Source organism: Thiobacter sp. AK1 (assembly GCF_039822265.1).
Classification (GTDB): domain Bacteria; phylum Pseudomonadota; class Gammaproteobacteria; order Burkholderiales; family Thiobacteraceae; genus Thiobacter; species Thiobacter aerophilum.
This window is the reverse complement of sequence record NZ_JBAJEX010000001.1, coordinates 1-13,957: the sequence shown is the minus strand read 5'-3', so window position 1 is coordinate 13,957 and position 13,957 is coordinate 1. Positions and strand designations below refer to the sequence as shown.

The 13,957-nt window shown below is 64.5% G+C and carries 13 protein-coding genes; 5 read left to right on the top strand and 8 right to left on the bottom strand.

What is annotated here, in order from left to right:
• Nucleotides 1-93: 93 nt before the first annotated feature.
• Nucleotides 94-984, top strand: a complete 891-nt coding sequence (locus tag V6E02_RS00060) for a DMT family transporter (RefSeq protein ID WP_347305934.1) — start codon at nt 94-96, stop codon at nt 982-984.
• Nucleotides 981-1,691 carry an SAM-dependent methyltransferase gene (locus V6E02_RS00055; protein ID WP_347305932.1) on the top strand — a complete coding sequence of 237 codons (711 nt, stop codon included), beginning with the start codon at nt 981-983 and terminating at the stop codon, nt 1,689-1,691. The genes V6E02_RS00060 and V6E02_RS00055 overlap by 4 nt, the downstream gene beginning before the upstream one ends.
• 180 nt (nt 1,692-1,871) lie before the next feature.
• Here V6E02_RS00055 and V6E02_RS00050 read toward each other — a convergent pair whose 3' ends face one another.
• The 5 genes from V6E02_RS00050 to V6E02_RS00030 all read right to left on the bottom strand — a co-directional run bounded on the left by V6E02_RS00050 (nt 1,872) and on the right by V6E02_RS00030 (nt 5,112).
• Nucleotides 1,872-2,099, bottom strand: a complete 228-nt coding sequence (locus V6E02_RS00050) for a Rho-binding antiterminator (protein ID WP_347305930.1) — start codon at nt 2,097-2,099, stop codon at nt 1,872-1,874.
• Nucleotides 2,096-3,028 (bottom strand): S49 family peptidase, encoded by a 933-nt coding sequence (locus V6E02_RS00045; protein WP_347305929.1) that lies wholly within the window; start codon nt 3,026-3,028, stop codon nt 2,096-2,098. The genes V6E02_RS00050 and V6E02_RS00045 overlap by 4 nt, the downstream gene beginning before the upstream one ends.
• Nucleotides 3,015-3,380 carry a Rieske (2Fe-2S) protein gene (locus V6E02_RS00040; RefSeq protein WP_347305927.1) on the bottom strand — a complete coding sequence of 122 codons (366 nt, stop codon included), beginning with the start codon at nt 3,378-3,380 and terminating at the stop codon, nt 3,015-3,017. The genes V6E02_RS00045 and V6E02_RS00040 overlap by 14 nt, the downstream gene beginning before the upstream one ends.
• Nucleotides 3,359-4,015 carry an HAD-IA family hydrolase gene (locus tag V6E02_RS00035; RefSeq protein WP_347305925.1) on the bottom strand — a complete coding sequence of 219 codons (657 nt, stop codon included), beginning with the start codon at nt 4,013-4,015 and terminating at the stop codon, nt 3,359-3,361. Before V6E02_RS00035 ends, V6E02_RS00040 begins: the two co-directional genes overlap by 22 nt.
• Nucleotides 4,016-4,149: 134 nt before the next feature.
• Complete coding sequence (locus tag V6E02_RS00030; protein ID WP_347305923.1) at nt 4,150-5,112, bottom strand: RluA family pseudouridine synthase; 963 nt, start codon at nt 5,110-5,112, stop codon at nt 4,150-4,152.
• A 492-nt stretch (nt 5,113-5,604) separates the two neighbouring features.
• Here V6E02_RS00030 and V6E02_RS00025 point away from each other — a divergent pair, with 492 nt between their 5' ends.
• Nucleotides 5,605-8,157: an Rne/Rng family ribonuclease gene (locus V6E02_RS00025; RefSeq protein WP_347305921.1), complete on the top strand. Its 2,553-nt coding sequence runs from the start codon at nt 5,605-5,607 to the stop codon at nt 8,155-8,157.
• Between the two features lie 138 nt (nt 8,158-8,295).
• Here the strand turns inward: V6E02_RS00025 and V6E02_RS00020 are convergent, their stop codons facing one another.
• Together V6E02_RS00020 and uvrB are read right to left on the bottom strand one after the other, a co-directional pair.
• Nucleotides 8,296-8,781: a low molecular weight protein-tyrosine-phosphatase gene (locus tag V6E02_RS00020; RefSeq protein ID WP_347305920.1), complete on the bottom strand. Its 486-nt coding sequence runs from the start codon at nt 8,779-8,781 to the stop codon at nt 8,296-8,298.
• The gene (gene uvrB / locus V6E02_RS00015; protein WP_347305918.1) at nt 8,768-10,801 is read right to left on the bottom strand and encodes an excinuclease ABC subunit UvrB; all 2,034 of its coding nucleotides are present in this window, start codon (nt 10,799-10,801) and stop codon (nt 8,768-8,770) included. Before uvrB ends, V6E02_RS00020 begins: the two co-directional genes overlap by 14 nt.
• Before the next feature lie 127 nt (nt 10,802-10,928).
• Here uvrB and V6E02_RS00010 point away from each other — a divergent pair, with 127 nt between their 5' ends.
• Nucleotides 10,929-12,122 carry a pyridoxal phosphate-dependent aminotransferase gene (locus V6E02_RS00010; RefSeq protein ID WP_347305916.1) on the top strand — a complete coding sequence of 398 codons (1,194 nt, stop codon included), beginning with the start codon at nt 10,929-10,931 and terminating at the stop codon, nt 12,120-12,122.
• A 65-nt stretch (nt 12,123-12,187) separates the two neighbouring features.
• On the opposite strand, the gene V6E02_RS00005 is transcribed toward V6E02_RS00010, so the two are convergent.
• On the bottom strand, nt 12,188-13,498 hold the full coding sequence (locus V6E02_RS00005) for an AsmA family protein (protein WP_347305914.1): 1,311 nt from the start codon (nt 13,496-13,498) through the stop codon (nt 12,188-12,190).
• Nucleotides 13,499-13,727: 229 nt separating this feature from the next.
• On the opposite strand from V6E02_RS00005, the gene V6E02_RS12940 reads away from it, so the two are divergent.
• On the top strand, nt 13,728-13,957 hold a 230-nt coding region (locus V6E02_RS12940), incomplete at its 3' end, for a helix-turn-helix domain-containing protein (protein WP_430626746.1).

The window sequence follows — 13,957 nt, the reverse complement described above, 5'->3', positions numbered from 1 at the left end:
GCAAAGCTGGCACATAACCCGTGCCCGATTGCCCTTTGCGCACCCTTTCCGTAAGCTGCGCCGGGTCATGGATGTCATCTTCGGGAGTCGGCGTTGAGCTGGTTTGTCCTGGCCCTGCTGTGCGCGGCAAGCCTCGCCGCTGCCGATGCCCTCACCCAGAAATGGCTGGCCCGCCATACGGCGGCAGAGCTGGTTCTGGTGCGCTTCACGCTGGCCGCGGTATGGCTCGTCCCGTGGCTGCTGCTGCACCCGCCCCATCGGCCCGCGCCGACGTTCTGGCTTTGGGTGGGTACTGCTCTGCCCTTGGAGATACTGGCCATGGTGCTCTACGTGCGGGCCATTCGCAACACACCCCTCGCGCTCACCCTTCCCTACATGGCCTTCACACCAGTGTTCGCAAGCGCGGTGGGCTGGCTACTGCTGGGAGAAAAACTCTCGACCCAGGGCTTGGTAGGGGTGTTGCTGGTGACCGGCGGTGCCTATGTGCTCAACCTGGACCACGCCCGTCTGGCCGAACCCAGATCCTGGCTTGCGCCCTTCGCGGCGATGCTACGCGAGCGGGGCTCGCGCCTGATGCTGGCGGTGGCGCTGATCTACAGCGTGACTTCGGTGCAGGGCAAGGCAGCCATGCAGTACATGAGCGCCATGGAATTCGGCGCCTTGTATTTCGTGTTGCTGGGGACGCTCACGCTCTTGCTGTTCGGCGTACGCGAGCCCGCTTCCCTGCGGGTGCTAATGCGCCCGGGGCCAGGCGCCCTGATCGTGGCCGCCCTTATGGGGCTGATGGTGGTCACCCATTTCCTCGCACTGGAGCGCATCCAAACCGCCTACATGATCGCAGTCAAGCGCGTGAGCATCCTATTTGGCATCCTATTCGGCGCGCTCCTGTTCGGTGACCGCCGCCTGCCGCGCCATTTGTTCGCCGGCGGCGTGATGGTGGCAGGGGTGGCCCTGATCGTCTTGCAGAAAGGGGCACGCCCATGAACCCCGGCACGCTCTATCTCATCCCCACGCCTTTGGGCGAGGGCGGGCTCAACTGGATCCTCCCACAGCAGGTGCAGGAGGTAGCGGCGCGGCTTGGTCATTTCATCGTGGAGCATCCCAAGACCGCTCGCGCCTTTCTGAAACGCGTGGGGACGACGGTACCCCTTTCTACCCTGCACCTCACGATCCTCGACGAGCACACGCCACCGGACCGGCTGCCGCATCTGCTTGCGCCCTTGCGCACTGGCCACGACGTGGGCCTGATGTCCGAGGCCGGCTGTCCCGCGGTGGCCGACCCGGGTGCCGCGCTGGTCAGACTCGCCCACCAGGAAGGCATTCCGGTGGTGCCGCTGGTGGGGCCGTCCGCTCTGATGCTTGCCCTGATGGCCTCCGGGCTGGAAGGACAGCGCTTCACCTTCCACGGCTATCTACCCGTCGCGGGCAGCGCGCGCAAGAAAGCCCTGCGGGAACTGGAAGTCACCTCGCGCCGCCAGCGGGCAACCCAGCTATTCATCGAGACACCCTACCGCAACACAGCGCTTCTGCAGGCGGTCCTGGAAGCCTGCCACGACGACACCCTGCTGTGCGTGGCGATGGCCCTCACCACGCCGCAGCAGCGGATCGTCACGCGCAGTATCGCCGCCTGGAAGGCATCGGCACCTCTGTTGGAGAAACTGCCCGCAGTATTCTGTTTGCAGGCTGGCTGAAGACTCATGCCGATGGTCGATGTGCCAGAGGTCAGGCCGCGGCGCTAGGTGCCCATCCGTTACGTTGCAGCCATCGGTCCATGCAAGGCCGCCGCTGAAACGCATGCCGCTATCGAGATCATGGGGAAGTGGCGTGCCCCACGAGCGGAACACCGTAGCGGCGAGGGGCCCCTCAGGAAGTCAGGAATCATGGATCGTGGCGATTTCGTCCAGACGCAGCACATGCTCGCTGCCATTGGCTTCCCGCAGCCGCAGCCATTCGGCGCCTTCGCGGGTAAAGACGTCGAGCGCCTTGCCACTGAGGCTACGGCCATCCAGGAGGCGCAGCGTGAGGGGCAGACGACGCAGTACGGCGAATTCCAACCGCTCGTGGTCGGCGCAAGCGATGGGTCGGTAAGGCTCGCTCATCGCAGCTCCAGTTTGCTATCGAACAACGCCTGAGCCGCCGCGCTACCGAAACGCCGCGCCAGCCGGTCGGCGAGACTTTGCTGGGGCGTGAAGTCCACGACGTTCTCTGCCTTGATCACGTCGCGTGCCACGGACTGGACGCTGCCAAGGGCATCGGCCAGCCCCAGCTCAATGGCCTTCGCGCCGTGCCATACCAGCCCGCTCCACATGTCCGGCGTCTCGTTGAGGCGACTACCGCGGCCCTTGCGCACCACCTCGATGAACTGCTGATGGATTTCCTCGATCATGTTCTGAGCATAAGCCTTCTGCTGGGGGTTTTCCGGGGAGAAGGGATCGAGGAAGGCCTTGTTTTCGCCCGCAATGAGCAGGCGCCGCTCCACACCCAGCTTGTCCATGGCGCCGGTGAAGCCAAAGCCGTTGATGATCACGCCGATGGAGCCGATGATGGATGCCTTGTCCACGTAGATGCGCTCTGCCGCCACAGCCACGTAGTAACCCCCAGAAGCACACAGGTCGTCCACCACCGCGTACAGCGGAATGTGCGGATACTGGGCGCGCAGGCGGCGGATCTCGTCGTTGATGCGGCCAGCCTGCACCGGGCTACCCCCTGGACTGTTGATGCGCAGGATGACGCCCTGGGTGTTTTTGTCCTTGAAGGCCTTGTTGAGACCTTCGATGATGCGGTCCGCATTGGCCGGCGCACCGGGCGCGATGACGCCTTCCAGCTCAACCAGCGCGGTGTGCTTGCGCCCTGCGGGCAACTCCTCCGGCGTAAGCCAGCCCATGAAGGCAGCCAGCAGCAGAAATAGATAGAGAAAGCCCAGGCTCTTGAAAAAAATCCCCCAGCGCCGCGCGCGGCGCTGCTCGGTCACCGCCGCTAGGGCGATTTTCTCCAGTGTCTTGCGCTCCCAGTTCTCACCTTCCGCCATGGCCAGTCTCCTCCCTCACATAAACATGTCCATCCATTTCCACCACTTGCAGGGGCGTGAGTGCCTTGCCATTGCAAGGCCCGCCCAAGCAGGCACCGGACTCGGGCGCGTAGAGGGCGCCATGGGTGGAGCAAATCAGGTAGAGGCCCGAGTCGTCGAAAAATTCCCCTTCCCGGAAATCGAGCTCCACCGGCACGTGGGCGCACTGGTTGAGGTAGGCGCGAGCAAGACCCTCGAAGCGCACCGCGAAGGCTGGCTTGAGCGCGCCCTCGTGCAGGATGGCGAAGCGCACGCCGCGCCCACCTTCCTCCAGCTCGTCGCTGGCACAGATCAGGCGCAGGTCATCAGCCATGTCCTAAGCTCCTCTACACTGTTCACGCAAGCCAGCGGCCCGTGGGCCAGCAGATCCTCGCGCCGGTGGGCGCCGTAACTGACGGCAAGCGCCGGCACGCCCGCATTAGCCGCCATCTGCAGGTCATGGCTGGTGTCTCCAATCATGAGCGTCCGTTCCGGACGGACGCCCAATTGCCCCATCAATTCCTCCAGCATCTGCGGATGGGGTTTGGAAAAACACTCGTCGGCGCAGCGCGTGGCGTGGAAATAGGCGCCAAGCCCGGTATAGCCCAAAACCCGATCCAGCCCCTTGCGGCTTTTTCCCGTGGCCACGCCCAGCAGATAGTCCTGCGCATGCAACTCGCGCACCAGCGCATCCACCCCCGCGAACAGGGGAATCTGCGCATCCCGACCCAGGTAATGGTAGCGGTAGCGCGTCACCAGGCGAGGATGTTCGGCCTCTGGCAGCGCGGGGAACAGCTGGGCCAGCGCCTCGGTGAGGCCCAGGCCGATGATGTGGCGGCAGGCTGCTTCCGGCGGGGGCTCAAGCCCCAGATCCTGGGCGGCGCGCTGGATGGAGGTGACGATCACACCCGCCGAATCCATGAGCGTGCCGTCCCAGTCGAAGACGATGAGGTGGAAGCGTCTTGCCATCTTTTACGTGCTACTCAAGGTTGCAAGAGTGGGTCACAGGCTAAGCGTGGACCAACACGCCCGCGGGGGCGGGAGCAGAATATTTCACGACCGTTTGCACGGCGCGCCGCTTGCCCGGGGACCAAGGCAGCCTATCACGCATCAGCGCCTCGATTTTGCGGGTGCGTGCCTTCTAACATGGCGAGGAAGCGCTGGAGTTCCACCGGCAAGGGTGCCTCAAAGACCATCCCGTCCTGGGTCAGCGGGTGCGCGAAGGCCAGGCTTTTGGCATGGAGGAACATGCGCCTGAGACCTCGCCGCGCGAGCTCTTTGTTGAGCGCGAAATTCCCGTACTTGTCGTCGCCGGCGATGGGATGGCCCAGATGCGCCAAGTGGACACGGATCTGATGGGTGCGCCCGGTCTTGAGTTCCGCATCGACCAGGCTGAAATCCTGCCAGCGACGCAGCAAGGTGAAGAAGGTATGGGCTGGCTGGCCCTCCTCGCTCACGCGCACCCGCCGTTCCCCGGTCTCGGTGAGAAATTTGTGCAAGGCGAGCTTTACGTGCTGGCGCGCGTGCGGCCAGTGTCCTTTAACCAGCGCCAGATAGTGCTTTTCCACCCGCCCCTCGCGCAGCATGGCATGCAATCGGGTGAGAGCCGAACGCTTCTTGGCGAGCAGCAACACGCCCGAGGTTTCTTTGTCCAGGCGGTGCACGAGTTCCAGGAAGCGAAGTTCCGGCCGGGCTTGGCGCAGCTGCTCGATGAGGCCATAGGAGACCCCACTGCCACCGTGCACCGCGATGCCCGCCGGTTTGTCCACTACCAGCAGCGCCTCGTCCTCGTAGAGCACGCGACCGGCGAAGCGGCCGGTCCGTTGGGCGGCGGCGGGGCGCGGCCGACGCAGGGGTGGCAAACGCACCCGATCCCCCGCGGCCAGCCGATGGGTGGCCTCCACCCGCCGGCTGTTCACCCGTACCTCGCCGCTGCGCAGGATCCGGTAAATGTGGCTTTTCGGTACGCCCTTCAGTTCCCGCAACAGGAAATTATCGATGCGCTGCCCAGCGGCCTGATCGCCGATTGTCAGCCAGGTGACGGTTTCTTTGCTTAACTCTTTCATTTTCAATATACTGTCGCTTCCGGCCATGGCTGCGGAGACGCCAAAGCGGCTCCGGGCCTCGGGTCCGGCGGGTGATCCGGTCCCCGTAACGGCGTTGGCGGCGTGCTTTGAGTGAAAGCGCCCGGCACTCCCAGACCGGCGTCGCACAGCAGGCGGTTATCTCGCTCACCGCCGCGGCAAAAGCAGCGATAGTACTTGAATTGCGCGCTCAGAGCACTTGGGATTGCGCCGACGCGCGCCGCGCGCCGGCCCGAAGCCTGGGGGCCCCATTCATGGGGCCCCGCTCGCGATGTGAAGCAGCTCGGGCCATGCCCCGGGCTGGCGATGCCTCTAGATGCATCCCATCGCCGATATTTTCACCAGACCAGTCTTTTCCATGGCCCTAAACGAACCCGGACCTTCCCTCTTCTCCGTCGTTTGACCAGGAATCGCCCATCCCCGTGATGTGCGCGGTCTGGCCTGCCCGTGTCCTGAGCGCGGGAGACCACGAAAATGAAACGTATGTTGTTCAATGCCACGCAGGCCGAGGAACTGCGTGTGGCCATTGTCGACGGCCAGAAGCTCATCGACCTCGACATCGAATCCTCAGCCAAGGAACAGCGTAAGTCCAACATCTACAAGGGCGTTATCACCCGCATCGAACCCAGTCTCGAAGCTTGCTTCGTGGACTACGGGGCAGAGCGGCATGGCTTCCTGCCCTTCAAGGAAATCGCCCGCAGCTATTTCCGCGAAGGAGCCACGGTGGGGCGCGCCAGCATCCAGGATGCGGTGAAGGAAGGCCAAGAACTCATCGTCCAGGTGGAGAAGGATGAGCGCGGCAACAAGGGCGCGGCGCTCACCACCTTCATCAGCCTGGCCGGTCGCTATCTCGTCCTCATGCCCAACAACCCGCGCGGCGGCGGGGTCTCCCGTCGTATCGAGGGCGAGGATCGCGACGAGCTGCGGGAAACCATGGCCAAGCTGGACGTCCCCCCCGGCATGAGCATCATCGCCCGCACCGCCGGCATCGGCCGCACGGTGGAAGAACTGCAGTGGGATCTCAACTACCTGCTGCAGCTGTGGCGCGCCATCGAGGCGGCCGCGGCGAGCCAGTCGGGCGCCTTCCTGATCTACCAGGAGGGTAGCCTGGTGATCCGCGCCATCCGCGACCTGTTCCAGCCGGACATCGGCGAGATCCTGATCGACACCGAAGACATCTACGAGCAGGCGCGGCAGTTCATGAGCCACGTGATGCCGCAGAACGTCAACAAAATCAAGCTCTACCGGGATGACGTGCCCCTGTTTTCCCGTTTCCAGATCGAGCACCAGATCGAGTCGGCCTATGCGCGCTCGGTGAATCTGCCCTCCGGCGGCGCCATCGTCATCGACCACACCGAGGCGCTCACCGCCATCGATGTCAATTCGGCCCGCGCCACCAAGGGCGCGGACATCGAGGAAACCGCCTTCCGCACCAATCTCGAGGCTGCGGACGAAATCGCCCGCCAACTGCGCCTGCGCGACTTGGGCGGCCTGATCGTCATCGACTTCATCGACATGGAAAGCCAGCGCAACCAGCGCGAGGTGGAAAAACGTCTGGCTGACGCCTTGCACCTGGATCGGGCGCGGGTGCAAATGGGTAAGATCTCCCGCTTCGGCCTGTTGGAGCTATCCCGTCAGCGGCTACAGCCGTCCCTCGGCGAGACCAGCCACGTGGTCTGCCCACGCTGCAACGGCACCGGTCACATCCGTGGCGCGGAATCCACGGCGCTGCACATCCTGCGCCTGATCCAGGAAGAGGCGATGAAGGAACACACCGCCGCCGTCCATGCCCAGATCCCGGTGGACGTGGCCACCTTCCTGCTCAACGAGAAGCGCGCCGACATCTGGAAAATCGAGGCCCGCTTCAAGGTGAGCGTGGTGCTCATCCCCAATGTGCACCTGCAAACGCCCCACTTCACCGTGACCCGCCTGAAGGCCGACGACGTTGCCGCCATCGACCGCCCCAGCTACGAGCTGGTGGAAGCGCCGGCGGAGGCCGCCGAGCCAGAAACCGCGGCCGAGCCGCCCAAACCGCGTCAGGTTGCGGTGGTACGGGACATCACCCCTGCCCAGCCGGCGCCGGTGGTCCCGGACAAGACGCCAGAGAAAGAGGAAAAGAAGGAAGCTTGGCTGTCAAAGGTGGCGGGATGGTTCGCCGGTCTGTTCGGGAGCGAGAAGAAAGCGCCGACTGCCCCTTCTGCGCCAACCCGTCCTGTGGGACGCAGCGAGCGCACCGAGCGTGGTCGGGGGCGCGGCCGCGGTCGCCATCGCGGCGAGCGGCGCGAGACGCGTGCCGAGACCCAGGCGCCGCGCGGCGAGGCGCAGCCGCCCCGACCGGAAGTCCAACGCGGCGAGAAGCCTGAGGTCGCGGCCCAACCACCGGCTGCCGCCTTGGCCGAGGGCCAGGAGCGCGGCAATCGCCGGGGACGGCGTGGCCGTGGGCGTGGCGAGCGGCGGGAAGAAGCAGGCGCGACCGAGGCCCGTGAGGCGAAGGCGGGCGAAGGCGCGTCGGCCCGTGAAACCCGTCCCGAGGTCGAGGCGCGACCCCGCCGCACGGCCGAAGGCCAACGCGTGGAACGCAACGGTCGGCAAGAGCGGGCGCCTGAACGGGCACCGCGGGAGGCCGTGGCGCCCGTGATCGAGGCCATCATCGAAGATGCGGCGATGACGCGTGCGGCGCGCGAGGCCCACACCAAGGCTGCCGTAACCCCCGAGGCGCAGACCGCGGCAGTCCCTGCGCCTGCGCCGGTGCCCGTGGCCACTCAGACCGAACTGCCCTTTGCGCCGGCAAAGCCCGCGCCCGCACCGGTGAAGGTGGAGCAGCCGGCCCCCGTGGCGGTGGACCTGGCAGCGGCGGGGCTCGTCCTCATCGAGACCCGTCCCGAGGCCCTCGCCGCCATCCAGGCGGAACGGAGCGAGGAAGCCCCCAAGCCGCGCGGCCCGCGACCCAAGCCGGCCTGGGCCCAGCAGGTGCTTCCGGTGAGCGATGAGCCGCTGCAACAGGTGGAAACCCGACGCGACGCCTGAGGGGCTGTCGGCCCGACCAAACGCCGTGCCTTTCCGAGGCACGGCGTTTTTCTTGGGGGCGTTGCCCATGGCGAGGCGCTTTCTGGCAGCGGCGCAGCAAGCCACAGTCCAAGCCGTGCCTCGCCACAGCCCCGGCGCTCAGCCGGAGAAGTGCCGCCGGCGGATGTGTGCAATCAGGCCTTGGCTTGCGTCTTCCACCATGTCCAGCACCCGTTCGAAGCCTGCGGGCCCGCCGTAGTAAGGGTCCGGCACTTCGCGTTCCACGAAGTTGCGTGCGTGCTCCATGAACAGGGAGAGCTTGTGGGCGTGCTCCTGTGGACACTGCTGTTGCAAGCGGGTGAGGTTGTCCATGTCCATGGCTAGCACGTAGTCGAATTCCTCGAAATCCCGGCGGTTCACCTGCCGCCCGCGCAAATGGGCCATGCGGTAGCCTCGCTTCAGGCCCGCCTGCTGGGCACGCGCATCCGGCGGTTCGCCCACGTGGTAGGCGTGGGTGCCTGCCGAATCGACTTCCACGTGGCGGTGCAGGCCCGCTTGTTCCAGGTGGGCGCGGAACACTGCTTCCGCCGTGGGGGAGCGACAAATGTTGCCCATGCACACGAACAGCACCTTAACCTTGGTCATGCTCCACGACTCCGAACAACTGCTGCTTGAGCAGATTCATGCGATCCCGTAGCTGGGCGGCCTTCTCGAATTCCAGGTTGCGGGCCGCTTCCAGCATGGCCTTTTCCAGCCGCTTCACCTCGCGTGTGAGTTCTTTCTCGCTCATGTGGGCATAGCCTGCGGCTTCCTGCTGGGCGAGCAGTTTTTCCTGGGCCTGCTCGTAGTCGTACACCCCTTCGATGATGTCCTTGATGCGTTTGACCACACCCTTGGGCGTGATGCCGTGGGCCTGGTTGTAGGCGATTTGCTTGGCGCGCCGACGCTCAGTTTCATCGATGGCGCGACGCATGGACTCCGTCACCGTATCCGCATAGAGGATGGCCTTGCCGTGGATGTGCCGCGCTGCGCGGCCGATGGTCTGGATGAGGGAACGTTCGGAACGTAAGAAGCCCTCCTTGTCCGCGTCCAGGATGGCCACCAGTGACACTTCAGGAATGTCCAGCCCCTCGCGTAGCAAATTGATGCCCACCAATACGTCAAACTCGCCCAGGCGCAGGTCGCGGATGATCTCCACCCGTTCCACCGTGTCGATGTCCGAGTGCAAGTAGCGTACGCGCACGCCGTGATCCAGGAGATAGTCGGTGAGATCCTCAGCCATGCGCTTGGTGAGCGTGGTCACCAGGACGCGCTCGTCAGCGGCCACGCGCGCCTTCACTTCCGAGAGCAGATCGTCCACCTGAGTGGTGGCCGGCCGCACTTCCACCTCCGGATCCACGAGGCCGGTGGGACGGACCACCTGCTCCACCACCTGGGCTGCGTGCCGCGCCTCGTATTCCGCCGGCGTGGCGGAGACGAAGATGGTCTGGGGCATGAGCTTCTCGAATTCGTCGAAGCGCAGGGGTCGGTTGTCCAAGGCGGAAGGCAGGCGGAAGCCGTAATCCACGAGGTTTTCCTTGCGCGCGCGGTCGCCCCGGTACATACCACCGATCTGGGGAATGGTCACGTGGGATTCGTCGATGAACATGATGGCATCGCGCGGCAGGTAATCGATCAGAGTGGGTGGCGGTTCCCCCGGCTGGCGGCCAGAGAGGTGGCGGGAATAATTCTCGATGCCTTTGCAGAAACCCAGCTCGTTGAGCATTTCCAGGTCGAAGCGGGTGCGTTCGGCAATGCGCTGGGCTTCCACCAGCTTGCCCTGGCTTTGGAACCATTCGATGCGCGCGGCCAGCTCCGCTTTGATCGCCTCGATCGCGCGCAGCGTGGTGGCACGCGGCGTGACGTAGTGGCTCGAAGGATAGACGGTGAAGCGCGGCACTTTTTGCACCATGTGTCCGGTCAAGGGGTCGAACAGGGCGATGCTTTCGATCTCGTCGTCGAACAGAGACAGGCGCACCGCTAGCTCGGCGTTTTCCGCCGGGAAGATGTCGATCACATCGCCACGCACCCGGTACACGCCGCGTCGGAACTCCATTTCGTTGCGCTCGTACTGCATTTCGGCAAGGCGCCGGATGGCGTCGCGTTGCGAGAGTTTCTCGCCCTGACGCAGATGCAGGATCATGGCGTGATAGTCCACCGGATCGCCGATGCCGTAGATCGCCGAGACGGTCGCCACGATCACCGCATCGCGCCGCTCCATCAGCGCCTTGGTGGCAGACAGGCGCATCTGCTCGATGTGCTCGTTGATGGAGGAATCCTTCTCGATGAACAGGTCGCGCGCGGGCACGTAGGCCTCGGGCTGGTAGTAGTCGTAGTAGGAAACGAAATACTCCACTGCGTTGTGGGGAAAGAACTCCCGAAACTCGGCGTAAAGCTGGGCGGCGAGCGTCTTGTTGGGTGCCATGACGATGGCCGGCCGCCCCAGCCGGGCGATGACGTTGGCCATGGTGTAGGTCTTACCGGAGCCAGTCACCCCCAGCAGGGTCTGGAACGCCAGTCCGTCCCGGATTCCCTCCACCAGCTGCTCGATGGCGGTGGGCTGGTCGCCTGCCGGCGGGAACGGCTGGTAGAGCTGGTAGGGACTATTGGGGAAGGTGACGATCAAGGGTAAAATCGCGGTTTTTGCAAAGCGTTGGATTCTAGCATGCGGCCGTTTCCGCCCCTGCTTTGGGGTGGGAGCGCCCAACCATCTCCGACTTCAAGAATTCCCTCTCGACCCCGGTGGAACCCAAGTGGAACTCTCCAGACGCGTACAGGCCATCAAGCCCTCACCCACCCTTGCCGTGACGGCTCTGGCCGCCAGCCTCAAGGCGCAAGGCAAGGACATCATCGGCCTCGGCGCGGGCGAACCCGACTTCGACACGCCAGACCACATCAAGGCCGCAGCCATCGAAGCCATCCGCAAGGGGTTCACCAAATACACGGCGGTGGACGGTACCCCCTCGCTCAAGCAGGCCATCATCGGCAAGTTCCGGCGTGACAATGGCTTGGACTACACGCCACGCCAGATCCTCGTCTCATGTGGGGGCAAACAGAGCTTTTACAACCTGGTGCAGGCGGTGGTGGATCCCGGCGATGAAGTGGTGATTCCCGCACCCTACTGGGTGTCCTATCCGGACATCGTGCTGCTCGCTGACGGCAAGCCCGTGTTTGTGCCGGCGGGCATCGAACAGGGCTACAAGATCACACCCGCGCAACTGGAAGCCGCCCTCACCCCGCGTACCAAGCTGGTGGTCATCAATAGCCCCAGTAACCCCAGCGGCGCCGTGTACAGCCTTGAAGAACTGGCGGACCTGGGTGCCGTGCTCAAGGCCCATCCGCGGGTGCTCATCGCCACTGACGATATGTACGAGCACATCCGCCTCACCGATGCCCCCTTCGTGAACATCCTCAATGCCTGCCCCGAACTCTATGACCGCACCGTGGTGCTCAACGGTGTGTCCAAAGCCTATGCCATGACCGGCTGGCGCATCGGCTACGCGGCGGGGCCGGAGGCTATCATCACCGCGATGACCAACGTGCAGTCACAGAGCACGTCCAATCCCACTTCCATCTCCCAGGTGGCAGCGGAAGCGGCGTTGAACGGGGACCAGACCTGCATCACGCCCATGGTTGCGGCCTTCCGCGAACGGCATGCCTTCGTGGTGGAGCAGCTCAACCGTATCCCGGGGGTGAAATGTCTGCCCGCGGGTGGTGCCTTCTATGCCTTCCCGGACGTGCGCGAGGCAATTTGTGGCCTGTACGGCAAGGGGGCGATCCCCGAAGCGACCGACATCGCCCTCAGCAACTATCTCCTGGAAAAGGCCGGCGTGGCGGTGGTACCGGGCTCGGCCTTCGGACTAGAGGGCTATATCCGCCTCTCCTTCGCCACCTCGATGCAGAATCTGCAACAGGCCTTGGCGCGCATGCAGCATGCGCTGGCCTGAAGGCTCAGACAAATCCAGGCAGGCATTCGGTCGATCGCTTGCTTGGCACGCAGGTGGTGCCGCGCTCACCGGAACAATCTGTCCAGCGCCGCGCCGGCTTTGGCACCCACCGTGGTGCCAAGACCCGGTCCCATCAGGCCTGTGCCCACCACCGCGCCGGCCAGGGCAGCCCGGTTGGGGAACAAGACAGGTTCGCGCAGCGTGCCAGCCAGCTCCAGCGGCACGCTCACCAGACCGGCCGTCCCCTTCATCTTAACGTAGAGCCGCCCGGACAGATTGCGATTGGCAGCGATGTCCACGTTGCCATCGGCCGCGAGCAGCCCCGAGGCCACCTTGATGTCGCGCAGCTCAATGGCCTTACCCACCAGATGCACCGTGCCCGACAGTTCGGTGAAACTCGTCTGGCCTCCGCGCGTGCCTTCACGCGCCAGGGAACGCACCGCCCCGGCCAAATCGAAGTTATAAAGCACGCCCTTTTTTACCTCGAAGTGGAACGTGGCGCGTAGACTCTCGGCAAGCTGCGCCGCCTCCTTTGCCCCCAGACGGTAACGTCCCGCGGCGTACAATTGACCACTCACCGCGGCAACCTGACCCAGCAGGCGCGCGATGGGCTCGATCTCCACGCCTGCCGTGCGCGCCTCACCCTCGCTGCGGATGCCGTCCTCCCAGCCGATCCTCGAGGCGGCACGCAGTGTACCCCCATAGAGCCGGCCCTCCAGTTCTGGCAGCACGAGTTGCGTGGCATCCAGTTTACCCTGCCCTCGCAGCTGGTCGAAACGGAGTGCTGGCCTCACCGGCAGCGTCCAGTTGTACGCCGTGAGCGTCAACGCATACTGCTCGCCTTCCGGCACCAGGTTCACACGCAGGCTCCCATCTTCCGTGCCCGCGTCCACCCGCCGCAGCCCTTGCAAATCGAGACCCAAGTCTGCCCGCAACGGGCCCCACTGGAAATCGCCGAAGACCAGTCTCACGTTGTGTAGCTCAACCTCGCGCACGAAAACGGTCTTTGGCCCTGCCGTTTCCCGCGACCAGCGCATCAGCCGCTCGGCAAGGGGTGCATCCAGCGTCACGCCATCCGCCTCCACCCGCCGCAACACTTTCACGGGCGCCGCCAGGCTCCATAGGTCCGGATACACGCGCACCGTGCCGACGCGCACGTCCTCCTGCGGCCCGATACGAATGTCTTCCAAAGTCACCACTGGCAGCGGTAACAACCGCAAGCCCAGACGACCGATGGCAACCGGCTCACCCAGTTTCTCTGCGGCCACACTCGCTAGCCGCGGAATATAGCGTTCGAGGGGAATCAGGACTGGCAACGACAAGGCGAGCGCCAGCAACAGGATGATTGTGATAGCCAGCGTTTTGATGGCTTTCATGGTGCCGTTCCATCGAGAATTACGTAAGTTTGTGACCGGTTCGCAACGTCCTCGCGCAAGCGGCAACCCAGGAAGACGGCCACGAATACGCCACGAGCGCCCGCGCAGGAGTGGCGGTCCGATGGCGTCGCGTGTCACGTATTCTCGTGAGCCCCAATGGGTCGAAGCGACGCGGTGTTATGCATAAGTTCAGAAACCTTTGGCACGCCTTCGATGACGGAGGAATGCCATGCAAGTGCAGCACATTGGGTACAGGATTAGGGGGTTTTACCGGGTAGCCGGATTGGGGCATCTTTGGGGGATGACACCGAAAGATGCCCAGGAACGACTCGAGATTCTCCAATTCTTCGACAAACACGGCTTGGCCGCCACGATGGATGCGTTCGGCGTCTCCCGCAGAACCCTCTACCGCTGGAAGAAGGCCTTGCGGGAGAGCGGCGGCAACCCAGCCGCGCTCAT

Coding starts and splice junctions, on each gene's coding strand:
- V6E02_RS00055 (WP_347305932.1), top strand. CDS start 981: ATGAACCCCGGCACGCTCTATCTCATCCCCACGCCTTTGGGCGAGGGC.
- V6E02_RS00050 (WP_347305930.1), bottom strand. CDS start 2,099: ATGAGCGAGCCTTACCGACCCATCGCTTGCGCCGACCACGAGCGGTTG.
- V6E02_RS00045 (WP_347305929.1), bottom strand. CDS start 3,028: ATGGCGGAAGGTGAGAACTGGGAGCGCAAGACACTGGAGAAAATCGCC.
- V6E02_RS00040 (WP_347305927.1), bottom strand. CDS start 3,380: ATGGCTGATGACCTGCGCCTGATCTGTGCCAGCGACGAGCTGGAGGAA.
- V6E02_RS00035 (WP_347305925.1), bottom strand. CDS start 4,015: ATGGCAAGACGCTTCCACCTCATCGTCTTCGACTGGGACGGCACGCTC.
- V6E02_RS00030 (WP_347305923.1), bottom strand. CDS start 5,112: ATGAAAGAGTTAAGCAAAGAAACCGTCACCTGGCTGACAATCGGCGAT.
- V6E02_RS00025 (WP_347305921.1), top strand. CDS start 5,605: ATGAAACGTATGTTGTTCAATGCCACGCAGGCCGAGGAACTGCGTGTG.
- V6E02_RS00020 (WP_347305920.1), bottom strand. CDS start 8,781: ATGACCAAGGTTAAGGTGCTGTTCGTGTGCATGGGCAACATTTGTCGC.
- V6E02_RS00005 (WP_347305914.1), bottom strand. CDS start 13,498: ATGAAAGCCATCAAAACGCTGGCTATCACAATCATCCTGTTGCTGGCG.